The organism is Desemzia sp. AGC72, from assembly GCF_057334175.1.
The window spans coordinates 73,143-97,135 of sequence record NZ_JBHFIG010000002.1; the positions used below are offsets into that span (position 1 = coordinate 73,143).

At 36.9% G+C, this 23,993-nt stretch carries 21 protein-coding genes; 15 read left to right on the forward strand and 6 right to left on the reverse strand.

Annotated elements, in window-relative coordinates; translation table 11 throughout:
• The first annotated feature begins 98 nt into the window (after positions 1-98).
• Positions 99-1,262 carry an N-acetyldiaminopimelate deacetylase gene (locus tag ACE025_RS01860; RefSeq protein WP_485936896.1) on the forward strand — a complete coding sequence of 388 codons (1,164 nt, stop codon included), beginning with the start codon at positions 99-101 and terminating at the stop codon, positions 1,260-1,262.
• 97 nt (positions 1,263-1,359) lie between these two features.
• Here the strand turns inward: ACE025_RS01860 and ACE025_RS01865 are convergent, their stop codons facing one another.
• Positions 1,360-2,244 carry a mechanosensitive ion channel family protein gene (locus ACE025_RS01865; protein ID WP_485936898.1) on the reverse strand — a complete coding sequence of 295 codons (885 nt, stop codon included), beginning with the start codon at positions 2,242-2,244 and terminating at the stop codon, positions 1,360-1,362.
• A gap of 315 nt (positions 2,245-2,559) precedes the next feature.
• Here ACE025_RS01865 and ACE025_RS01870 point away from each other — a divergent pair, with 315 nt between their 5' ends.
• Positions 2,560-2,994, forward strand: a complete 435-nt coding sequence (locus tag ACE025_RS01870; protein ID WP_350457884.1) for a DUF948 domain-containing protein — start codon at positions 2,560-2,562, stop codon at positions 2,992-2,994.
• A 51-nt stretch (positions 2,995-3,045) separates the two neighbouring features.
• The gene (locus tag ACE025_RS01875) at positions 3,046-3,645 is read left to right on the forward strand and encodes a YtxH domain-containing protein (RefSeq protein WP_485936901.1); all 600 of its coding nucleotides are present in this window, start codon (positions 3,046-3,048) and stop codon (positions 3,643-3,645) included.
• A 115-nt stretch (positions 3,646-3,760) separates the two neighbouring features.
• Here ACE025_RS01875 and ACE025_RS01880 read toward each other — a convergent pair whose 3' ends face one another.
• Complete coding sequence (locus ACE025_RS01880) at positions 3,761-4,858, reverse strand: M24 family metallopeptidase (protein ID WP_485936903.1); 1,098 nt, start codon at positions 4,856-4,858, stop codon at positions 3,761-3,763.
• A gap of 224 nt (positions 4,859-5,082) precedes the next feature.
• Here ACE025_RS01880 and ccpA point away from each other — a divergent pair, with 224 nt between their 5' ends.
• Positions 5,083-6,093, forward strand: a complete 1,011-nt coding sequence (gene ccpA / locus ACE025_RS01885) for a catabolite control protein A (protein WP_485936905.1) — start codon at positions 5,083-5,085, stop codon at positions 6,091-6,093.
• A 140-nt stretch (positions 6,094-6,233) separates the two neighbouring features.
• Here ccpA and ACE025_RS01890 read toward each other — a convergent pair whose 3' ends face one another.
• On the reverse strand, positions 6,234-9,071 hold the full coding sequence (locus ACE025_RS01890; protein ID WP_485936907.1) for a transglycosylase domain-containing protein: 2,838 nt from the start codon (positions 9,069-9,071) through the stop codon (positions 6,234-6,236).
• A gap of 670 nt (positions 9,072-9,741) precedes the next feature.
• Between ACE025_RS01890 and ACE025_RS01895 the strand changes: the two genes are divergently transcribed.
• The 6 genes from ACE025_RS01895 (at position 9,742) to ACE025_RS01920 (ending at position 14,247) form a co-directional block, all read left to right on the forward strand.
• Complete coding sequence (locus ACE025_RS01895; RefSeq protein ID WP_485936909.1) at positions 9,742-10,719, forward strand: ABC transporter substrate-binding protein; 978 nt, start codon at positions 9,742-9,744, stop codon at positions 10,717-10,719.
• A gap of 35 nt (positions 10,720-10,754) precedes the next feature.
• Complete coding sequence (locus ACE025_RS01900; RefSeq protein ID WP_485936911.1) at positions 10,755-11,663, forward strand: ABC transporter permease; 909 nt, start codon at positions 10,755-10,757, stop codon at positions 11,661-11,663.
• Complete coding sequence (locus ACE025_RS01905; protein WP_485936913.1) at positions 11,660-12,463, forward strand: ABC transporter ATP-binding protein; 804 nt, start codon at positions 11,660-11,662, stop codon at positions 12,461-12,463. The genes ACE025_RS01900 and ACE025_RS01905 overlap by 4 nt, the downstream gene beginning before the upstream one ends.
• Before the next feature lie 182 nt (positions 12,464-12,645).
• Positions 12,646-12,930 carry a DUF421 domain-containing protein gene (locus ACE025_RS01910; RefSeq protein WP_485936915.1) on the forward strand — a complete coding sequence of 95 codons (285 nt, stop codon included), beginning with the start codon at positions 12,646-12,648 and terminating at the stop codon, positions 12,928-12,930.
• On the forward strand, positions 12,930-13,313 hold the full coding sequence (locus tag ACE025_RS01915; RefSeq protein WP_485937189.1) for a DUF421 domain-containing protein: 384 nt from the start codon (positions 12,930-12,932) through the stop codon (positions 13,311-13,313). Before ACE025_RS01910 ends, ACE025_RS01915 begins: the two co-directional genes overlap by 1 nt.
• Positions 13,314-13,371: 58 nt before the next feature.
• Positions 13,372-14,247, forward strand: a complete 876-nt coding sequence (locus tag ACE025_RS01920) for a VOC family protein (RefSeq protein ID WP_485936917.1) — start codon at positions 13,372-13,374, stop codon at positions 14,245-14,247.
• Positions 14,248-14,298: 51 nt separating this feature from the next.
• Here the strand turns inward: ACE025_RS01920 and trhO are convergent, their stop codons facing one another.
• Positions 14,299-15,258 (reverse strand): oxygen-dependent tRNA uridine(34) hydroxylase TrhO, encoded by a 960-nt coding sequence (trhO, locus tag ACE025_RS01925; RefSeq protein WP_485937191.1) that lies wholly within the window; start codon positions 15,256-15,258, stop codon positions 14,299-14,301.
• Positions 15,259-15,424: 166 nt separating this feature from the next.
• Here trhO and ACE025_RS01930 point away from each other — a divergent pair, with 166 nt between their 5' ends.
• The 3 genes from ACE025_RS01930 to ACE025_RS01940 all read left to right on the forward strand — a co-directional run bounded on the left by ACE025_RS01930 (position 15,425) and on the right by ACE025_RS01940 (position 18,769).
• Positions 15,425-15,970, forward strand: coding sequence for a DNA-3-methyladenine glycosylase I (locus ACE025_RS01930; RefSeq protein ID WP_485936919.1), 546 nt, complete (start codon positions 15,425-15,427; stop codon positions 15,968-15,970).
• Between the two features lie 200 nt (positions 15,971-16,170).
• Positions 16,171-17,709 (forward strand): C40 family peptidase, encoded by a 1,539-nt coding sequence (locus ACE025_RS01935; protein ID WP_485936921.1) that lies wholly within the window; start codon positions 16,171-16,173, stop codon positions 17,707-17,709.
• 154 nt (positions 17,710-17,863) lie between these two features.
• Entirely contained in the window at positions 17,864-18,769 is a 906-nt protein-coding gene (locus tag ACE025_RS01940) for a diacylglycerol/lipid kinase family protein (protein ID WP_485936923.1), read from the forward strand.
• Positions 18,770-18,834: 65 nt separating this feature from the next.
• Here ACE025_RS01940 and ACE025_RS01945 read toward each other — a convergent pair whose 3' ends face one another.
• Both ACE025_RS01945 and ACE025_RS01950 read right to left on the reverse strand, forming a co-directional pair.
• Positions 18,835-20,643, reverse strand: a complete 1,809-nt coding sequence (locus ACE025_RS01945) for a M3 family oligoendopeptidase (RefSeq protein ID WP_485936925.1) — start codon at positions 20,641-20,643, stop codon at positions 18,835-18,837.
• A gap of 26 nt (positions 20,644-20,669) precedes the next feature.
• Complete coding sequence (locus ACE025_RS01950; RefSeq protein ID WP_485936927.1) at positions 20,670-22,481, reverse strand: M3 family oligoendopeptidase; 1,812 nt, start codon at positions 22,479-22,481, stop codon at positions 20,670-20,672.
• A 135-nt stretch (positions 22,482-22,616) separates the two neighbouring features.
• On the opposite strand from ACE025_RS01950, the gene ACE025_RS01955 reads away from it, so the two are divergent.
• Both ACE025_RS01955 and ACE025_RS01960 read left to right on the forward strand, forming a co-directional pair.
• Positions 22,617-23,135 carry a VanZ family protein gene (locus tag ACE025_RS01955; protein ID WP_485936929.1) on the forward strand — a complete coding sequence of 173 codons (519 nt, stop codon included), beginning with the start codon at positions 22,617-22,619 and terminating at the stop codon, positions 23,133-23,135.
• Positions 23,136-23,245: 110 nt separating this feature from the next.
• Positions 23,246-23,971, forward strand: coding sequence for a YebC/PmpR family DNA-binding transcriptional regulator (locus ACE025_RS01960; protein ID WP_485936931.1), 726 nt, complete (start codon positions 23,246-23,248; stop codon positions 23,969-23,971).
• The last annotated feature ends 22 nt before the right edge of the window (positions 23,972-23,993 follow it).

A 23,993-nucleotide genomic window follows, 5' to 3' on the forward strand; every position in this document is an offset into this window, starting at 1 on the left:
ATAAACCAAAAAAATCAATTCATTAATGACTATAAATAAACCTAGATAGAACAATTGGTTCATTTATAAGTTAGATAGATGTAAGGAGTAAGTCCAGATTGGAAAAATTAGACCCGTTTGTAAAAATAAGAAGAGATTTGCATTTGATTCCTGAAGTAGGGTTAAAAGAATTTAAAACGCGTGATTACTTACTGAAGGTTATTCAGCAATTGCCTCAAAAACATTTAGAAGTTAAAGTGGATGAAACAGCTATTTTAGTAAGAGTAAGAGGAACGGAAGGAAACCGTACGATTGGATGGAGAACAGATATCGACGGACTGCCTGTTTCAGAAAAGACAGATTTGGCTTTTGGATCTATTCATGAAGGAAGAATGCATGCATGTGGACATGATGTACATATGGCCATTACTTTAGGGATATTGGCTCATTTTAGTGAGCATCCAGTTAAAGACCATATGGTGTTCTTTTTTCAGCCAGCAGAAGAAACAGTCAGTGGCGCAAAAATCTATTATGATAAAGGTTTCCTGAATGAATGGCTGCCAGATGAATTTTATGCTCTGCATGTTGATCCAAATCGACCTGTAGGAACTATAGCTACCAAAGAAGGCACTCTGTTTGCTTCAACTTGCGATCTAGTGGTAGATTTTCATGGCGTAGGAGGACATGCAGCGTACCCGCAAGAATCCAATGATATGGTTGTAGCAGCCAGTCAATTTGTAAACCAAGTGCAAACGATCGTCAGCCGTAATGTCAATCCTGTTGAAGGAGCGGTAGTAACCCTGGGTTCATTCCATGCTGGTACAACAGGAAACGTCATTAGTGACCATGCCCGTATTGAAGGTACTATACGGGCATTGACCAAAGATATGAGTTATATGGTCCAAAAACGATTTACAGAAATCGCTCAAGGAATCGAAATGACTTATCAATGCAAAGTAGATGTAGATTTGAACATGTACGGCTATTTGCCAGTTATTAATACGCCGAAAGAAACAGAGACATTTGTTCAGTTTATGAAAAACCATGCAGATGTCCGCTATGAAGAAGCTGGAACAGCCATGACAGGAGAAGACTTTGGCTATTTATTAGACAAAATCCCAGGAACAATGTTTTGGTTGGGTGTCGATACACCATATGGATTACATCATCCTCAAATGTCTCCTAAAGAAGAAGCCATTCCTTTTGCTATAAAAACAGTCGGTGATTTCTTAGAAGCAAAAGGAAACTATGTATTGGAACAAGAGAAAGTAGCTTTAAGTTAAAAATAAAGAGAAGCTGAATCGGAGAAAAACTCCGATTCAGCTTCTTTTCGTTTGACCATTGTTAATGAGTCTACTTATAATACTATTTTAAGGAAATCTAGACTATAGGGTATTTCGTCAAAGGTATTTTTATACCTGCTTCTGTTAGACTGCTGACGTATTCTTGGAAAAAGCGATGTTGAATATCAAATTGCTCTCCATTTAAAGTATACATAGTTATACGAATTCCAGTCTGGCCTTCTCCTATGTCGATCATCCCAGTATAAGAAGGTTCTTCGGTTATCTGAGGAAATTGAGGAACCAAACGCTCATTTACATCAGAAATAATCTTAGAGACCTTTTGAATGTCGGCATCAGGATAAAGACGGATTTTGATCATTACTTGCATGTCTTCTCGTGATTTATTGCTGACTATTGTAATATAACGGTTGGGTACAAAGTTTAATGTTCCATCAAAACTTTTGACTTGAGTAGTTTTGAGGTTCACATCGACAACTGTTCCAGATACAGTATCCAGCTCTACCACATCTCCAACATCCAGTTGCTTTTCAAGCAATAGAAAAAAGCCATTTACGATGTCGCTGACGAATCCTTGAGCGCCTAAAGATAAAGCCAGACCAATTACCCCTGCACCAGCTAGTAAAGACCCAACAGGAACACCTATTACATTCAAGATAGAATAGGCTAGTAAAAACCCTATGACGGCATGGAAAAGATTTTGCGATAAGCTATTTAATGTATTCAACCGATTTATAGATATATTTTCTTTTCTCCTATAACTCGAAAAAGCCTTGGTGATCAGAACATCTCCAATCTTTTTTAAGATATAAAACAGGATCAAGAAAAATAAGATTTGCAGACTAGTGGTTAAAACACTGCTGATGATTTTATTCCAATTAATTGAATTCCAATACTGACTAAACAAGTTTGTTTTCTCTACAACATCATTTACTACGGACTCTGTAACATTTGATTCGTTCATTCATTTCACCTCATGAAAAATTATCGCTGCTAAATGACATCTTAACAAAATAACAGCTTAAATAAAACCTAATCGTTGTTAAACTTCTGTGACCATTATTACGACAGTCTTTAATGTGTCTAAATACTTTAGAATAAAATGAAAAGCGAACTTTTTACTCTATTCCATTTCGTATTGTTTGAACTCCTTTTTTTTAAATGGTATTCTATACACGAATAGAAAACGTTTTTTAAATGCTGCTATGTTTACTCTCTGTAGATTTAAATGAGCCATTTAAAAAATAAGTTGAAAATTAAAAGGAAGTGAGGGATTCATATGACAGGTGGAGAAATTGCTGCGTTGATAGCAGCGGTTGCATTTGCAGTACTAGTAGTCTTTTTAGTGATTGTCTTGCTTAAAGTTTCTAAGATTATGGGGGAAGTTTCCGATACAGTCAAGGAGGCCAATTCTAGTCTTCGAGTAATCACTAAAGATGCAGACAACTTATTGATTGAAGTAGAGGGGCTGCTGAACAAATCCAATACTACGTTGGATGATGTGAATGGGAAATTAGGCAAAACCGATCCTTTATTCCAAGCTATTGGAGATTTAGGAGTGTCTGTTTCAAATCTAAACTCTTCTACACGTAACTTAACTGACCGTGTTACAGGAGTAACAAAACGTACTGCTCAAACAGGCGTTGCGACAAAAGTAGGTAAAACAGCTATGAACATGAACCGCAAGAGAAAAAATAAAAAAGATTCAGAATAATCGAGAGTCTGACAATCTACAACTTTTATATAAAGAAAGGAAGATTGAATTATGAGTAAAAAAGGCGGATTTTTATTAGGAGCAATTTTGGGAGCAACTGCAGCAGCAGCGACAACACTCTTATTTGCACCTAAGTCAGGAAAAGAATTAAGATCAGATCTTACTGAACAAGCAGATAAAGCTAAAGGAACTGCAAAAGACTATTCACAAATAGCAAAAGAAAAAGGGACTGAGATGAGAGAGGTTGCTATGAGTGCAACAGAAGACATCAAAATCAGCTTAAAAGATACTGCTAATAAAATGAAGAGTCAAATGTCTTCTAATTCGCAAGGATTAAAAGATAACTTAGAGGATATAAAAACCGAAGTAAAAGATGCAGCTGGACAAGTGAAAGAAAAGGGATCTGAAGTTAAAGAAGAGTTCCAATCAGAACGAGAGAAAAAAGTTTCTGAAGCAGAAAAATCTCGTGAAATGCCTCAGTATACTGCTGGAAATATGAAAAAAGATGTGGAAAGAGCTACAATGGATTTTGATTATGACCAAGAAAAATTCGACGAAGATCCTCAATACACTACAACAAATGTCAGCACAGAACAAACAACTGAAGAAAGCGATGGAGAAAGAACGACTAATACAAATGTCGGAATCTAATCTATCTTATAAAGTATTTAGTACTTACGGGTACTGAAAAATGGACATAAAAAAAGAGACTGGAAAATTCCAGTCTCTTTTTTCGCGGTTTGAAATTTAAGTTATTAAATGATCTTTAAGAAATGAACGTCAGAGATTTAGGCGTATGAGTCAAAACTTCACAGCCATTTGCAGTCACATAGACACAGTCTTCTATGCGTACACCAGCTATGCCAGGCACGTAAATACCTGGCTCGATAGAAAAACACATACCTTCCTCGATCACTAGATTATTTCCTTCCATAATAGAAGGAAACTCATGAACGCTGCTTCCTAATCCATGGCCCAGGCGGTGGTTAAAGTATTTTCCATAGCCAGCCTCTGAGATAATATCTCTTGCTATTTTGTCTAATTCTCCTGCTGTTATGCCAGGCTTTACAGCCGCAATAGCAGCTTCATTGGCTCTAAGAACTAGATCATAAATTTCTCTAGCTTGCGGTGAAGGATCACCAAATGCTACTGTCCGTGTGACATCACTGGTGTATCCTTCATAAACTACACCTAAATCAAATAAAATGAGGTCATTTTTTTTGATTTTTCTAGCGCCAGGCGTACCATGAGGACTAGCAGCATTGTCTCCAGTCAAAACCATTGTTTCAAAACTCATATTCTTTATACCTGATTTTTTCAGTTCATACTCGATCACAGCTACGATTTCTTGTTCTTCAACGTCTTCAGCTATAGCGTTAAATCCGATCTCTAGAGCTTTATCTGCCCATTTTCCAGCTTCAATCATTTTTTGTATTTCCTCTGCTGTTTTAATAACTTTCATTTGTTGGATAAGTGGGCTTGCGTCTGTAACCGTTGAAAGAGAAAGCGCAAGATTCAATTGGTCAAATTTTGCAACTGTTAAAAAATCTTTTTCGATGGCTAGGGCTGATAAATGATTTACTCTCTGCATGATCGTCTGTTGGATCACAGCCCAAGGATTTTCATGATCTAAATAAGAAACTACATCATATGACCACTGACTGGATAAAACATCTTCTTTTTCTAATGCAGGAACAAAGAGAAATGGAGCGGCCTGTTTAAAGACTAGTAGAGCTAAAATCCTTTCATGAGGCTCACTGTGGTAACTGCTGAAATAAGCGACATTGTCAGGATCATTGATGAAAACAGCGTCTACATCATTTTCTTGCAACCAATTTTGTAATAGAGTTAGTTGTTTTAACATTATATTCCTTCTTTCTAAGTTACTTTATGCATTCCCTCTTATTGTATCATTAAGCAACAGCAGAGCATAAAAATATTTTTGAAAACGTTATCTGAAAAAGCAAGTGAAAATTTCATGAAAATAAATGTAAACCGCTTGCAATATTGGATTAGATTTGGTAGATTAGAATTATTGAAAAATAGGTTGAAAAATGAACGACATGACTTTAAAGGAGCTATTAAAAAATGGAAAAACAGACTATTACGATTTATGATGTTGCGCGCGAAGCAAACGTTTCAATGGCTACAGTATCTCGTGTTGTAAACGGCAATCCCAATGTAAAACCAACTACTCGTAAAAAAGTGTTAGATGTTATTGATCGTTTAGATTATCGTCCAAATGCAGTAGCGCGTGGATTAGCAAGTAAAAAAACAACTACTGTAGGGGTTATCATCCCAGATGTAACGAACTTATACTTTGCGTCTTTAGCTAGAGGGATAGATGATATTGCAAGCATGTACAAATACAATATTATTTTGGCAAACTCTGATCAAAATGATGTAAAAGAAATCCAAGTGTTGAATACATTACTTGCAAAACAAGTAGACGGTATTATTTACATGGGTCACAAAATCACCGATGACATGAGAGCGGAATTTTCTCGATCTAAAACGCCCGTTGTCTTAGCAGGAACTGTAGATCCTGATGAGCAAGTAGGCAGTGTCAATATTGATTACAAAAATGCGGCAGAAGAAGTGGTTGCTGAATTGATTAAATCCGGAAACGAAAGAATCGCATTTGTTTCAGGACCGCAAACTGAGCCAATCAATGGTGTTTACCGTTTATCTGGTTATAAAGATGCTTTAGAGAAAGCTTCTATTGAATATGATGAAAGCTTGATCTTTGAATCAGAGTACACTTTTACAAGTGGAGAAGAATTGTTTACAAAACTAGCTGAATCTGGTGCTACGGCTGCATTTGTCGGAGATGATGAATTAGCAGTAGGTATCTTAAATGGTGCTGTAGATAGAGGGATTAAAGTTCCAGAAGATTTTGAGATCGTGACAACAAACAACTCTAAATTAACTGAAATGACTCGTCCAAAATTAAGTACAATCACTCAACCTTTATATGACATCGGTGCCGTAGCGATGAGATTATTAACTAAGTTGATGAACAAAGAAGAAACAGATGAAAAAACTATTATCTTGCCTTATCATGTTGCTCATAGAGGAACAACACGTGCAGAAGATTAATTTTAAAAAAAACCTTTTCTACTGCTAGTATTCAGTAGGAAAGGTTTTTTTCATTTAGAGAGAGCTAATCAAAAAAGTATAGAAAAAAGATTCATTGGGTACGGAACCCAATGAATCTTTTTTGCTGCTATAAGAAGTTCTTAGTCTTCGTTAGCATTTTCTTCTTCTTTGTCATTTTCTTTGGTATCCTCTTTTGCTTGAGCACTGTTTCCAGAACCAGCTTTTGATTTCCAAAAACTATTTTGAATATGAGGTGGGCTACCGATTAAGAAATCGTACACGGTTGTTCCAGGAACTTTATCTTTTGCAAAGATCTCTTTCTTCATATCACCTGAAATAGAAACTTTAGCACCATCAGGCAACCATCTAGAAGGAGAAACATTTGGTTTTCTTTCTTCAAAATCAGCGTATTGCAATTCAGAGTCTTTAGCTTTTTCTACAGCGTCTGAAGGCACTGTGATTTCGCCTGGCTTCATCCCTGTTTCAGCTAAAATTTCTTCTTCGACGATTCCTTCTGGTTGATTGAAAGTCTTATCTGTTCCTACTAAAGTAGGGTTTTTCTCATAGACGGCATTCATTAATCTTGCCCAAAAATTCAAGTTTCTTTTACTGGGATGAACTCCGTTTTCCGTGTCTATAGAAATTTGGTCTACGTCGTATCCAATCCAAGAACTTAAGGTAATGGTAGGTGTCATACCAATAAACCAGATATCTTCTTGAGCATTTGTTGTCCCTGTTTTACCAGCGATATCTGCTGAGAAGTTCAGTTGATCCTTAGTACCGCCAACAGTGCTGTTTTCCATAACATCTCTCAAGATATCTACTGTCATATAAGCCGTTTCTGGAGTAAAGACCTTGGTTGTTTCAGATTCATGTTGATAAATGACATCACCTTCGCTGTTCTCAATGCGTTCAATCATGAAAGGATCAGCATGAATACCTTGATTTGCCAACATCGTATAGGCACTCGTCATTTCTAAAACAGTTGGACCATAGTTCATGCCCACAATTTCGCCTTCTTCATTAACTTCTTGATGACCAGTACCACCTAAAGCTAATGCAGCATTTTTGTACTCATCAGGATGTACAGCATCCGATCCAATACCCATTAAAGGTAAGAAGTTACCAGGAGTAGATCCGTTCTCAAGCATTTTTAAATAAATACGAGAAGTAGGGATATTCATTGAATTCGTTAATGATTCTCGAACAGAGACGTTTTTATTAGAAAAGACATTTCCTACGTTCGTTACTTCCTTACCGACAAATTTGCTTTCTTCTGATGACCAGTTTGGTACGAACAAACGGGAGTCAGATACCATGCTTGCTGGTGTGATCAAGCCTTCTTCAAGAGCAGGAGCGTAAACTAAAACAGGTTTTATTGTCGAACCAGGTTGTCTTTCAACATACAAACCATGATTCAGCATATTATCTTTATAGTTAGTACCGCCGACAAAAGCAATGATTCGACCGCTTGCATTGTCGATCAATGAAGAACCAACTTGAATTTCAACCATTTTAGGAACGGATTCTCCTGTTTCAGGATCTTCTTCCATTGGTTGAATGTATTCATCAGTTGAACGATCATAAACTGCAGGAGCTTTTTTAGTTCGTCCCATATCTGGACCATATTCAGATGCAACTTGCTCTAAAGCGTTATGGATTGTTTTATCTATAGTAGAATAGACTTTATACCCGTTTAAGCGTAGATCGTCATCAGCTCTTTCATAATAACGAGTATACAGATTAGGATCAGCATCAATTTCTTCTTTAGTTAATCCATCTGCCGTATAAAGCAGTTCCATTAAAATTGTACGGGCTTCTGTTTCCACAGCATCATATGCGAATGAATTTGTATCTTGTTCATTTTCTTGTCGCAAAATAAAGTCTTGTGTCAAATCATAATCTCTAGCGGAAACATATTCTTCTTCAGTAATGTAACCTTCACGGTACATACGGAACAATACTTCGTTTTTCCTGTTCAACCCGCTCGTTTGATCTTCTTTTATCTCACCTGACCCCGTATAAGGGCTGTAAGTGATTGGATTTTGAGGAAGACCTGCAATAAAAGCTGCTTGAGGAAGAGTTAAGTCAGTTGCTTTTACGCCGAAAATCCCTGTTGCAGCTTCCTGCACACCAGCGATATTTTGTCCCAAACTATTTCTTCCAAAAGGAGAAACATTTAAATAGGCTTGCAATATCTCTTCTTTAGAAAAATAATTTTCAACTCTAAAAGCAATCAATATCTCATTTACTTTTCGCTCAAATGTTACTTCAGGAGATAAAATTTGTTGTTTGATCAATTGCTGAGTCAATGTAGATCCGCCTGAAGTTTGAACAGAGCCTGTTAGTTGTTGTACAACTGCACGAAGAACTGCTTTAGGAACGACTCCGGGATGCTCCCAGAAGTATTCATCTTCTGTTGCAACAACACCATTGATAACATATTCAGAGATGTCTTCTAAAGAAATAGTGGTGCGTTTTAGATCAGAACGAAAATCACTGATCATTTCTCCACTAGCGTAATACATTGTAGAAGTTTGTTCTACATTTCCAATAGCAACTTGCATTTCTTCATATGAAGGCGGCGTTTGACCTGATACTAGTGAAGCAAAAAGTCCAATACCTGCTCCTCCAGCGAAAGCTCCACCAATCAATAAAAGAAGAGAAAATATAATAACTAAATTCTTGATCACCTTGTAAGCAACATTAAACCCGAAGAGAAATCTGCTGAATCCTGTTCTAGGCTCTGTATTTTCATCCATAGTATCAGAGGAGAGTTCATTTGTTTCATTCATCTCATGGGTACTTGATGTTTCGGCTGCAAGAGTATCTTCTTTTGCAAGATTTTTCCTGGTTCTTCCGTCTATTTTTTCACGGTTTGAATCTATAAAATCCACACTGTTCTGATAGACAGATTTTCCAAACTGCGAGACTTTTTCCCACAGTGAACGTCCGTCTTTATTGCCTGAATCGTTCAAATTTAAATCACCTCATAATCTATAAAGTATGGTTCTCGTCATGAATAATAAAAAAATGGAAGTATACATCCGTTAAATTGGAGTTGACTGTATCTTCCATATGGCTTCGCTAATTATACCAAATAAAGAAATAAAAGAAAATTTTTATTAGGAGTAGACGGACAGAGTTGATAAAAAAGATATATTTCCGAAAAGAAACGTTCAAATTTGAACGTTTTTGTAAGATAGGAGCAGTAAAAAAAGAGTATGATGAAAGAATTCTAATTTTATCGTTGACATTCTCATCTAAATTACATTATACTAGCAATATCAAATTTAGATAGTGAGTGATTCTTAATGAAAATAGTAATGAGAAAAGAACCCATAAATTTGAATAATTTTTACTTTAGCTACTTTAGACGGTGTTTGTAGACATATCAACATTATGGATGCAAACAATAACCAAGTTTGCGTCTATGATGGCTAAAGTACTTTGTACTGTTTTCAACCAGCCGCGTAGATGAAAAATCTAAGCGGCTGCTAAAATCGATCAGTAATCAATAAGATTTGCGCCTCATTAGGTTTTTATCATCTAATGAGGCGCTTTTTATTATTCAACTATAGAAGGAGGCTCTTAGGTAAGTTTGATAAGGCATTCAATTTATTAAGAAAAAATGAGGAGGAAATGAAAATGACGAATAAAAATCAATTGAAAAAAATCGCTTTAACTGGAGTAGCTATACTATCGGGAATGGTGTTGGCGGCTTGCGGTTCAGCGGAGTCTTCAGATGATGGATCTATCAATATAGGAGTATTACAGTTTATGGAACATGAATCTCTTAGTTCAGCACGTGAAGGGTTTTTAGCTGAATTAGAGGATGCCGGTTATACAGAAGGAGAAAATCTGACGTTGGATTATCAAAATGCTCAAGGAGATCAGGCGAATCTTCAAAGCATGAGCCAACAATTGGCAGGAGAAAATGACGTTATTTTATCAATTGCTACACCTGCTGCACAATCTTTGGCAAATGAAACCAAAGAAGATCCTATCCTTTTTACAGCAGTAACTGATGCAGAAGATGCGGGATTAGTAGAAAGTAACGAGGAGCCCGGCGGAAATATTACGGGAACAAGCGATATGGTACCAATTAAAGAACAAATCGCTCTTTTACTATCAATAGTTCCGGATGCAGAAAAAATCGGCCTTATTTACAACGCAGGAGAACCTAACTCTGAAATACAAGCAAATTTAGCCATCGAAGCGCTTGAATCAAGTGGTGTGAAGGTAGAAGCTTTGACGGTTTCATCTACCAATGATGTACAGCAAGTGTTGACTACATTAGCACAAGATGTTGATGGCATATATATCCCAACAGATAATACCTTAGCCAGTACAGCAGCGACAGTAGGTAAAATAGCCATGGAATACCAGTTACCCGTGGTAGCAGGTTCTGCTGAACAAGTCGAAGCTGGAGGCTTGGCAACTTACGGAATCAATTATGAGGATTTAGGACGTCAAACAGCTGAAATGGCTCTTCAAATTATTGAAGAAGGCAAGAAACCAGAAGAAATAGCTGTTGAAACATCTGATAGTCTCGAATTAGTGATTAACGAAGAAATGGCAGAAGCATTAGGGATAAATCCGGACGATATCGTATTGCCAGAATAAAAAAAGCAACATTATGAAATAAAGGAGAGGTAAAAATGGATATTTTATTATCAAGCACATCTCAAGGATTATTGTGGTCAGTAATGGCAATTGGAGTCTATTTAAACTTCCGTATCTTGAAAATAACAGATTTGACAGCAGAAGGAAGTTTTCCTTTAGGAGCAGCAATTACGGCTACTTTGATTGTGAACGGTGTCTCTCCTTGGATCGCAACGACGGCAGCATTAGTAAGCGGTATGGCAGCTGGAATGATTTCCGCTCTGCTGCACACAAAATTGAAGATTCCTTCTCTTATTTCTGGAATCATCACAATGACCGGATTGTATTCGATTAATTTAAGAGTTATGGGGAAAGCAAATGTCAATTTATTAGGCGAACTCACCTTAATGGAAACTGCAGAGTCATGGGGAGTGAAATCAAAGCTTTCTACGTTAATAGTTGGATGGATCATTGTTTCTTTAGTTATCATAAGTTTGAAATTATTCTACAATACAGAGACTGGACTAGCTATTCGATCTGCTGGAGACAATTCAGAAATGAGTGAAGCAAATGGGATCAACACCGATAAAATGGAGATCATTTCTTATATGTTATGTAATGGATTAATCGCTATGTCTGGTGGATTGATTGCTCAGGATAATGGTTTTGCAGATATCAGCAGTGGTATTGGTACAATCGTGATCGCCTTAGCCTCTATTGTTATTGGAGAAGTTATTTTCCGTCATCTGACATTTGCTAAGCGTTTGATGACGATTGTTATAGGAGCAGTCTTATATCGGTTGATGTTGTCTTTAGTATTAGAGTTGAACGTCGATCCGCAAGACTTGAAAGTCTTTTCCGCTATACTATTGACGGTTGCTCTAGCTTCTCCATTGGTCAAGTTGCCTAACAAGTGCAAAAAGAAACTCAACCAAACAAACGAGAAAGGAGCCACATTGATATGAAACCAGTATTAGAAATGAAGGACATCCATAAAAGTTTTGAGATTGGTACAGTGAATGAAAATCATGTGTTAAAAGGATTGGATTTAACGATTTATGAAGGGGACTTCATCACGATTATTGGCGGGAATGGGGCTGGTAAATCAACGTTAATGAATAGTATTGCAGGTAGTTTTGCTGTAGATGAAGGGGAAATCATACTTGAAGGAAAAGACATCACTAAACTGTCCACAGTAAAAAGAGCTAAAGACATTGGCCGGGTCTTTCAAGATCCGCGTATGGGAACTGCCTCCAGATTAACCATCGAAGAAAATTTAGCAGTAGCCTTGAAGCGGGGGAAAAACCGCGGATTGACTTCTGGAGTGAAAGACGATCAGCGTCAGATTTTCAAAGAATCATTAAAGAGGTTGGGGCTAGGATTAGAAGATAGAATGAAGATGGAAATCGGGTTATTATCCGGCGGGCAAAGACAAGCTGTGACACTCTTAATGGCTTCATTAGTAACACCTAAATTATTATTGTTGGATGAACATACTGCAGCTCTAGATCCAAAAACCAGCCAAATGGTATTAGATTTGACAGAAAAAATCGTTCAAGAAGAAAAATTGACTGCCATGATGATTACTCACAATATGGAACAAGCCATTCAATATGGAAACAGACTGATTATGTTGAGTGAAGGGAATATAGTGGTAGATATTTCTGGGAAAGAAAAAGCTCAATTGACGATACCCGATTTGCTAGAAATGTTTCATAAGAACAGCGGAACAGTATTAAATGACGATGCCTTGATTTTAAGTTAAGAATAAACACGAGCAGGAAAATGACCTTTGTTTTAAGACGTAGATATCGTCTGAACAAAGGTTGTTTTTTTTATATAGCAATCTTGAAGTGTGTTTTTTTGGTTCAAACATTTTACAATAGAAAGAGAAGATAAGGAATGATAATTAGACAATCATTAGTAAGAAATAAGAGGAGGAATAACGTGTTTCTTACAATTGGACTAGAGCTGTTAATTGGGTTGATCGGATTGTTGTTAGTTATTAGGGTATTAGGCAAGAAAACGATGGCTGAAGTAACACCTTTTGATTTAATTTATACGTTAATCTTGGGTGGGATAGTAGAGGGAGCGATTTATGAACAATCTGTCCATATAGGACATGTTCTATTTGCCTTAGGTTTCTGGGGAACTTTGATCTATATCATAGAAGTGATCGTTCAAAAACAACATCGATTCAGTCAAATGTTGAAGGGGTACCGAGTATATTAATTCATGACGGACAGTTGAATCTTAATGAATTAGCCAAAAATCATATAGAATTAGAACAACTTCGATCATTGTTAAGGAGCCAAGATTGTTTTTCTTTGAAAGAAGCAAAATACGTCATATTAGAAACCAGCGGAGAAGTCAGCGTAATGAAGAATGAAGAAGTGCGTTCTACGTTGGCTGATCTATTGATTGAGGAAGGTAGGGTAGAAACAAAAGCTCTAGAAAGTATTGAAAAGACTGAAGAATGGTTACTTGAAGAAATCATCGATAAAGGATTCAAAAAAGCAGAAGAAATTGTCTATGCTGAATGGTCAAGGGAAGATGGACTGTACCTTGTTCCATATTCAAAAAATGCAAAGATGAGTATGAGAATCGATGGGTAAAGCACTTATATAATATCAATCGTTGATAGTGTTGAAAAATACTAATGGAGGAGTTTATATGCAAAAAATCATTCCCCATCTTTGGTTCGACAAAGAAGCTGTAGAAGCAGCTGAACTGTATACTTCTATATTTGAAGACTCAAATATAGAATCCATCATCCAAATTCATGATACACCTTCAGGCACATCTGATAATGTAGAGCTGAAACTATCTGGACAAGAGTTTATTTTTATCTCTGCTGGACCAACTTTTCAACATTCTCCAGCCATTTCATTAATGGTCTATTGTTCATCAAAAGAAGAAGTGAATCGGTTATGGGAAGTATTGTCTATCAAGGGAACTGTTCTAATGGAGATTGGAAAACATTCCAATAGTGAATGGTATGGGTGGGTGAATGATTGCTACGGGGTATCATGGCAAATTGAGTTGACAGATAAGCCAATCACACAAAAAATCGTTCCTCATATCATGTATTCAGGAAAGCAAGCAGGTAAAGCAAAAGAAGCCGTTGAATTTTATACGACACTATTCAAAAATAGTACAGTGGAAGCTATTATGTATGATAAAGAAAATTCTGACATGCCAAATAGAGTTCATTATGCTGCATTCACAATAGAAGGACTTTTATTTTCAGCTATGGACAGCGTGATGAATCATGAGTTTACTTTTAATGAAGCATTTTCTATTCTCGTAAATTGTGAAAGTCAAGAAGAGATAGATTTCTTATGGGATAAACTGTCTATGGTCCCAGAAGCAGAACAATGTGGATGGCTTAAAGATCGTTTTGGCGTATCTTGGCAAATTTCACCAAGAATTTTGGGTGAAATGTTGGCGACAAAAGATGAAAAACAAAAAGAACGTGTCGTTCAGTCGTTTTTACAAATGAAAAAAATGGACATTGCGGAATTAGAGAGGGCATATAATAATGAATAAAAAAGGAGCGCTGATTTTCAGCGCTCCTTTCCTTTTTTTATTTTATAAAAATTAAACTGTTTCAGGCAATTTTTCGCCAATCACTGCTAAGCGTTCTGCTACTTCTTCACGGCTTAGGTGATGTTGTTTCACATAACGGTTTTCTGGTGAGATACGACATTCATGAGAACAGCCGCGTAAATATTTGTGTTCATTTTCTTGGGATGTCAAGATTTGACGGTTGCATTTAGGGTCTCCACAGTTCACATAACGTTCGCAAGGAGTACCGTCGAACCAGTCTTTTCCAATGATAACATGTTCTTTACGATTGATTGGAACACTGATACGTTCATCAAAAACATACATTTTTCCGTCCCACAATTCACCTTGTACTTCTGGATCAGTACCATAAGTGTGGATACCGCCGTGAAGTTGAGCAACGTCTTCGAATCCTTCTTTTAATAACCATCCAGAAAATTTCTCGCAACGGATTCCGCCGGTACAATATGTCACGACTTTTTTGTCCATGAATTTTTCTTTATTTTCGCGGATCCATTCAGGCAACTCACGGAAGTTTTTGATTTCCGGACGAACAGCACCTCTGAAATGTCCTAAATCGTATTCGTAGTCGTTACGCGCATCAATGACAATTGTATTTTCATCTAATAATGCTTTACGGAATTCTTTAGGGTCTAGATACTTACCAGTAGTTTCATTCGGATCAACATCATCTTCAAGGTTCAACGAAACGATTTCTGGACGGTAACGAACGAACATTTTTTTGAACGCATGCCCTTCTGCCGGATCCATTTTAAAAATCATATCTGAGAAACGTTCATCTGCATGCATTGTATCCATATACTTCTGCGTAGCCTCAATCGTTCCTGATACCGTTCCATTCATACCTTCTTCAGAAACCAAGATTCTGCCTTTTAAACCAAGATCTTTACATAAACCTAAGTGTTGACGTCTAAATTCTTCTGGTTCTTCTATAGTAGTATATTTGTAGTACAATAATACTCGATAATCCATAGTCATCTTTTTATAACCTCCAAAATGTTCACTAAACAGCAGGCAAATACGTTTGTGCCTACTTAAGATTGCTATACTAACAATGTATTATACACCAAGCAGCAAAACAAAATCAAGATTCTTAAAAAATTGACCTATAATAGACAAACTAAAAGGAGAGAACAAAATGAAGCGATGTTCGTGGGCTAAAACAGATTTGTTAAAAGACTATCATGACAATGAATGGGGAAAACCATTGCGCGATGATAAGAGGCTATTCGAATTGCTCATACTTGAAACCATGCAAGCAGGATTGAATTGGGAGACGGTTTTGAAAAAAAGAGAAAACTATCGCGAAGCGTTAGATGGATTTGATGCAGAAAAAATCAAACATTACACTCTTGAGAAACAAGAAGAACTAATGGAAAATCCAAGCATAATCAGGAATCGATTAAAGATTAAGTCAATTGTTACAAATGCGTCAGCCTTTGTTGAAATACAAAAAGAATTTGGTTCTTTCGCAGATTATTTGTGGTCTTTTACTAAAAAGACATCAATTGTTCATAATATAATAAACGAAAAAGACGTTCCTTCACAAAGTGAATTATCCCAAAAATTATCTAAAGAATTGAAGAAAAGAGGTTTTTCCTTTGTAGGACCAACGATTTGCTATGCTTACATGCAAGCAGCAGGTTTAATTAATGATCACTATAATGATTGTTCGTTCAAGTAACTCGAAGAAAAAGCAACTAAAAAGTTGAAGAAGTTATTAATTCAAACTGCATTTGTGAACGAAAATCAACAAGTGCTCTGTTAATCATTCTGTAATATTGCCGATACCTTTTTGATATATTCCGTATGCTATACTTCATTTGTCGTTAAGAGAAAAACTAACTTTTAAAAAAGTAAACTATTGTTGGAGGGAAAGATTCCGTGAAAAAGAAATTTGTAGCTATCGCCTTATTAGGAACCATGACATTCAGTTCCCTTATATTACCTACTCAAGTATCTGCAGAAGAATACACTACGAAAATTGAAGAAGCTCAACAACAAGCTGAAAGCACTCAAACATTGATTGATGAAAAAAGTACTCAATTAAATCAAATCGAATCTCAAGTATCTACAACTGAAACTGAATTAAAAGCTATTTCAAATGAAATCAAAAATAATGAAGAAAAAACAACAGCTTTAGCTCAAGAAATTGAAAAAGCTCAAGCAGACATGAAACAATTGCAAGATGAAATCAAAGTATTAGAAGAAAAAATAGCTGAACGAAATGAGCAACTAAAAGAGCAAGCACGTACAGTTCAGACAAGCGGTTTTAGTCAAAATTACATAGATTTTATCTTAGAATCAGAATCAGTAGCTGATGTAATTGGTAGAATTGATGTTGTAACAGACTTAGTAAAAGCAAATAAAACGTTAGTTCAAGAACAAGTGGCAGATCAAAATGCTGTCGTTGAAAAATCAGAACAAACAGAACAAAAAATCAATCAACAAAATGCTATTGCTATGGAATTAGAACAAACTCGTACTGAAATGGACAAACAATTGCTGGAAAAAGAAGTTATTGTAGCCCAGTTGGCAATTGAAAAAGCAACCACAGAAGAAGATATCTCAACTTTCTTAGCACAAAAAGCAGAAGCTGAACAACAAGTTGCTGAATACACAAGTGTTCAAGCAGAAGCAGACGCAGAAGCAGAATTATTAGAGCAAGCTCAACTTGCTGCAGAAACTGAAGAAGAAACTCAAGATTTCACTGCAACAGAGAGTTCTGAAGAAAACAGTGAAGAAAGTATTGAAGTTGCTTCAGTTCAAGAAGAATCCGAAGAAGTTGCTGCAACACCAACACCTGAATCTTCTGAACCGGTACAGACAACAGCACCTTCAGCTCCGACTGAGGCGCCTGCACCAACTAATAACAACTCTGGTTCTAATAACAATTCGAACGCTGCTAAAGAAAAAGCAGCCAAAGAACAAAAAGCTAAAGAACAAAAAGCTAAAGAAGCAAAAGCAGCGGCAGAAAAAGCAGCGGCAGAAAAAGCTGCAGCTAAAAAAGCAGCAGAAGCAGCTAAGAAAGACGAATCAAAACCAGTCGTTTCTAGCGGAAGTGTTTTACAAGTAGCTAATAGTTTGACTGGAAAAGGTATTCCATACAAATTTGGCGGAAATACAACTAGCGGATTTGACTGTTCAGGTTTTACAAAATATGTCTTTGCAAAAGCAGGAAAAACACTTGCTCGTAATTCATATGCTCAATACGCTGGTTCAACTAAAGTAACTAGCCCTCAACCGGGTGACCTAGTGTTCTTTAGTAAAAGCGGAAGCCCAAGTGGCATCTTCCACGTAGCTATCTACACAGGTAATGGCGGTATGGTTGGATCCCAATCAAGTACTGGTCCAGGACATGTAAGCAACTTTAAATCTAACCCATATTGGGGCAACTTCTCAGTATACTACGGTAGATATTAATTTAGATTAGATAATCAATGTAAAGACCCTAAAGCAGTTTCTAAATCTGCTTTAGGGTCTTTTGTATATAAAGGTGTTTCAGTAGGAATAACGGGTAAAATTCAGTAAACTAGAGAAGAAGAAATGCATAATACATACCGATGAGGTGAAGAGAATGAGAGAAGCACTATTGATTGTTAATCCTTCTTCCGGCACTGAACAGGCAGGAGCTTTATCCAGTGTCGCAGAAGAAAAATTAGCTGAAATGTATGACAAGGTTACTATAAAATATACTGAAAAAGGCGGAGACGCTACCGCGTTTGCTAAATCTGCTGCTGAACAAGGAACTTCTGCTGTATTTGCTATGGGAGGAGATGGAACAGTAAACGAAGCTATCAGTGGTTTAGCTGAACAAGAGAACCGTCCGGATTTTAGTTTTATTCCATTAGGAACAGTGAACGACTTAGCAAGATCTTTAGGCATTCCAATGGATCCTAAAGAGGCGATAGCTCAATTAAACTTTTTAGAAGAAAAGAAATTGGATATTGGAAAAGTAAATAATCATTATTTTGCTAACGTCGTAGCTCTTGGTACAATACCAACAGCTGTCCAAGAAGTCGATGTAGAGCAAAAAACGAAATTAGGTCCGTTGGCATACTTTCTGGAAGGAACGAAAGCTTTGACTAACAATGAGGCGCATACTTTCAATATCGTAGTAGATGATGAAGAAATCACTCAAGATTCAATGTTGATGCTGATTGCTTTAACCAGCTCAGTGGGCGGATTTGAAAAATTACTGCCAAAAGCTGAAATAGATGATGGCTATCTACATTTGATCGCGTTAAAAGGTTCAGCGATCATGGATAAATTGAATATTATTCCTAAAATATTTACGGGAAAAGCAGTAGATGACGAAAAAATTCTTTATCGAAAATTTAAAATGGGTTCTATTGAAGTGCAAGATTCTAAAGAGTTGAAAGCTAATGTTGATGGAGATGAAGGAGATACATTACCATTAACGTTGAGAGTACTGCCGCAACATTTGACCGTATTGGTTCCTAAAAATACTGGTAACAAATAAAAAATGTTAAAACAGCTTTGCCGAGATATCTTTTGATACCTGGACAAAGCTGTTTTTATTTTTTGTTAGATGTATTCTTCTGTTAATTCAAGGAAGGTTGCAATATCTTGTTTCACTAATGAAATTCCTGCTTCCCAGAAGTCTGGTTGTGTTAAATCTACGTTTAAATGTTTTTGAGCTAATTCTTCTGTAGTCATACGACCTGTATCTTGAAGCAACTCGATGTATTTGTCTTCAAATCCTGCACCTTCTTCTAGAGAGCGGTTGTAAATACCTAAACTAAACAAGTAGCCAAAAGTATATGGGAAGTTGTAGAAAGAGACATCTGAAATATAAAAATGCAATTTGCTGGCCCAGAAAGTAGGATGATCGTTACTTAAAGCCCCTTTGAATGCTTCGTTTTGTGATTCAGTCATCAATTCAGAAATGCGTTCTTCAGTTACGATACCGGCTTGACGTTCAGCGTAAAAACGAGTTTCAAATAAGAAACGAGCATGAATGTTCATGAACATAGCTAAAGCATTTTGCATTTTGCTGTCTAATAAAGTGATTTTTTCTTCTTTAGTGACAGCTTCTTTTACGGTTGCATCAGATACGATCATTTCTGCAAAGGTAGAAGCCGTTTCTGCCACATTCATCGCGTATTGCTGGTTCATAGCAGGCAAGTCTTTCATCACATCGCTATGAAAGGCATGTCCTAACTCATGTGCTAGAGTAGCAACTTCGTTTGCACTTTGGGAATAGGTCATAAAAATACGCGATTCTTTTGTTTCAGGAAGCCCCGCACAATATCCACCCGGTGCTTTTCCAGGACGGTCTTCTACTTCGATCCATTTGTTATCAAAAGCGTATTGAGCAAAATCGGCCATCTTGTTGCTGAATTTACGGAAGTTTCCTAACACAAATTCTGCTCCTTCATCGTAGGGGTATTTTTTGGGACGAGCATTACCAACGATTACAGGTGCCTCAATATCTTGCCATGCTAATTTTTCTTTGCCGAATAACTGAGCCTTGCGATTCAGGTAATCTACAAACGGCTGCTTGTTGTCGCTAATAGCTTTCCACATAGCATCCAACGTTTCTTTTTTCATTCGATTGTATGCTAGTGGTTTCTTCAAGTAATCTGAGATACCATGCGCTTTATAATTTGCCAAACGAAAACCTGACAAGTGATTCAGTGTGTCAGCAAATAAAGAAGCATTTTCCTGCCAAGCTTTTTCCCATTCGTTAAACAATTTTTCTCTAATCGCAGGGTCAGGATCTCCATACATTTTGTTTTGAGCTTGTCCAGCAGATAAATGGGTAATTGTACCGTCTTCTTCTTCAAATGGGATACTGATTTTAGCTACTAGCGAGTCATAGTGGCTGCTCCAACCTTCAAAGCCATCTACTGACAAATCATTGATCAATTTTTCTTCTTGTTCGCTGAGCAGTTCTTTTCCTTCAGCGCGTGTCTCAGTCAAAACAAAAGCAATAGGAGAAAATTCAGGCAGCTGAGTTAGTTGAGACCACTCTTCATCAGGGATAGCCACGAATTTCTTGGTTAAAATAGTTTGAGCAGTTTTGTAACGGCTGGATAAAGCAGACACTTTGCCAAACAAGGCGCCTGTTTTTTTATCATGTACATTTTCAGATTGAAGAGCTTCTACAAAAGTATAAGTCTGGGAAATGCCGTCCATTAATGCGTCATGAAGAACCATCAAGTCTGCTAAGACAGTATAGCGGGGTTTATCTGTCTCATAATCCCATTCTCTGGCTTTTTGAGTAAATTCATCAGCTTGTTTGTCTAATAAAGTTAATTTTTCTTGTAACTCAGCGGAATCACTTCCATTAGGAAAAATAGATTCTAAGTCCCATGTTAAACTGTATTTCATCATTGAACACTCCTTGTTGGGTTTAATTAATCGATGTATTTTTGTGTCAAATCCATAAAATCTTGAATATCTTGATGAATCAAGTTGATGCCATTTTGCCAGAAATCTGGTTGAGTCAAATCTGCCATTAAATGTTTTAGAGCAAGATCTTCAGAAGTCATCGAACCGGTATCTTTCAATAGAGCGATATATTGTTCTTCAAAGTCGCTTCCTTGTTCGATGGATTTTGCGTAAATTCCCATACTGAACAAGTAGCCGAATGTATAAGGAAAGTTATAAAAAGGGACGCCTGTATTGAAAAAGTGCAATTTGCTGGCCCAGAAAGTAGGGTGGTAACTGCTTAAGCTATTTTCAAAGGCTTCTTTTTGAGCATCTTCCATTAATTCATTTAAGCGGTTTTCCGTTACAATCCCTTTTTTGCGTTCTTCATAAAAGTGGGACTCAAATAAGAAACGAGCTTGAATATTCATGAACATAGTAGCTGAACGTTGAATTTTATTGTCTAAAAGATTGATTCTTTCTTCTTCGGATTGAGCTTCTTGCACAGTAGCGTCTGAAATAACCAGTTCAGCAAATGTCGATGCCGTTTCTGCCACGTTCATCGCATATCCTCTATTTAAAGCCGGCAAATCTCTCATGACATGACTATGGAAAGCATGGCCAAGTTCGTGAGCTAAAGTAGAGACTTCATTTGGTGATTCTGCATAAGTCATAAAAATGCGGGATTCACCTGATTCTGGCAAGTTGGCACAATATCCGCCTGGCCGCTTGCCTCCGCGATTTTCTGCTTCGATCCAACTATTGTCAAATGCATATTGTGCAAAATCAGCCATTTTTGTACTGAATTTGCGGAAATTAGCAACGATAAAGTCTGCACCTTCATCGAAGGGGTAACGTTGAGGTTGGTAATCGCCTAAAAGAATGGGCGCTTCAACATCGACCCAGGAGAGCATTTCTTTACCTATTAAGGCTGCTTTACGATTTAAGTAATCTACAATAGGTTGCTTATTATTATTGATGGTCTGCCACATAGTGTCTAAAGTAGCTTTGGTCATTCGATTGTATTCTAGAGGGCGCTTCATAAAATCAGTGACGCCATGTAATTTGTAATTCGTCAGACGGAATCCAGCTAAATGATTCAACGTATCCGAAAGCAGAGGAGATTTTTCACTCCATGCTTTTTCCCATTCAGCAAAAATGTGCTGGCGAACAGCATCATCAGGATCAGATCCCATTTTATTTTGTGCTTGTCCCGCTGAAAGAAGAGTTGTCTTACCGTCTTTTTCTGTAAAAGGAATCTCAATGGAAGAAACGATCGTATTGTAATGATCTCCCCATCCATTAAATCCGTCCAAGGATAAGCTGTTGATCAGTGCTTCTTCTTCCTCGCTAAGTAAATCTTTTCCGGCAGTACGGTCTTCATCTAATACAAAACGAACTTCTGAAAAAGGAGATTGAGACAATAAGTTTTTCCATTCTTTATCCGGAACAGCAACGGTTTTTTTAGTTAAAATCGTTAGAATAGTTGAAAACGAACTTCTGATTTCCATAATTTTCCCGTAGACTGCTCCAGCTTTTTTGTCCGTTACATCCGCTGAAATCAATCCACGAATGAAAGTTGCTGCTTCGCTTAAACCGAAAGAAAGGATTTCCTGTAATTCTAAAATAGCGGCGAACTCTGTATAGGTTGGAGAATCTTGTTGCCAATTCCAATGGGAAACGTTATCGGAAAAATTTATTAGTTGTTTTTCCATAGTATCCAATTTTTTTTGCAACTGAGGAGAGGTGCTTCCACCAGGAAAAACGGAATCCATATCCCAATTTATATTATATTTCATTCATTACTTCCTTTCTGAATTTTAATCTTACTCTCTTATTGTAGATTTAATCTCTATAAAAATCTATGTATTTCATGTAAAATAATGAATTGAATACAAAATAAAATAATTAATGACATACTAGAGGAGATAATTATGAACAAATCGATAAAAAGTACGTTATTCATTGTGTTGGCTTTTGTCATGATGGGAATATTGTTTTACAGTTCCTCTCAACCATACGGGGACCAGTCTGTGACCGGATTTCTCGATACCTTACTTAAGAACGAACCTTTAAAAGGGCTGTTGAGTCGTATCCGATTTACATATGCAGGAAGCGAAGTCAGTATAGGAGCTAGCGGATACAACGAATTTATTGAGTTCTTTATCCGTAAGGCAGCTCATTTTGGATCTTATTTTTTACTGGCTTTATTTTGGTTTTTAGGGTTAAAAGATCGGATAAACGGAATTTATTTATCAGCTTTGGTGTCATGGCTTTTGGCTGCTGGGTATGCTTCATTCGATGAATTTCATCAAGGTTTGACTCCAGATAGAACGCCTTTGTTAGAAGATATTGTATTGGATAGTGTCGGAGCGTTAACAGCAGTTGTACTGGTGTTAATATATGTATTGGTTTGGAAGAAGAAGCATTCCTCAAAAAGGACTTATAAATAATGCTAGAAGTCTTGCTTCTGCTTGAGAATGTTGCGGTGATAGTGTTTTTTTGGTAGAATAGAAAGGCTTGATTGAAGCAAATACTATTAAACCGAAAAGAGGAATTGTGGATGGCAGGACATTCAAAATGGAACAATATCCAAGGACGTAAAAATGCACAAGATTCTAAACGTGCGAAAGTTTTTCAAAAGTTGTCTAGAGAGATCTATATGGCTGCAAAGAGTGGTGGTCCTGACCCCAACGATAACCCTCAATTACGTTTGGTATTAGATAAAGCTAAATCAAATAACATGCCAAGCGACAACGTTGAACGAGCAATCAAAAAGGCTTCTTCTTCAGGCGAAGGCGAAAACTATGATGAAGTATCTTACGAAGGATACGGACCAAATGGAATTGCTGTATTGGTTCATTCATTGACCGATAATTTAAACCGGACTGCTACTCATGTGCGTACCATTTTCAATAAAAATGGCGGTTCATTAGGAGAAAAAGGTTCAGTAAGCTATATGTTTGACCGCAAAGGGTACATTGCTATTGAACGTGAAGGTCTGGATATAGACGAAGATACCATGATGATGAGTGTATTGGAAGCTGGCGGAGAAGAGCTGGAAACCTCAGAACCAGTTTTTGAAATTTATACTGATCCTTCAGATATGGCAGATGTACGTGATGCTCTAGAAGCTGAAGGTTACACGATAGCACAAGCTGAAGTAACGATGGTTCCTCAAACATTGATTGAATTACCTGAAGACAAAAAAGAGATTTTTGAGCAATTAGTCTCTAAATTAGAAGACGATGACGATGTGTCAGAAGTCTACCACAATGCTGATATGTAATCTTTTTAAAAGCTTTATCATT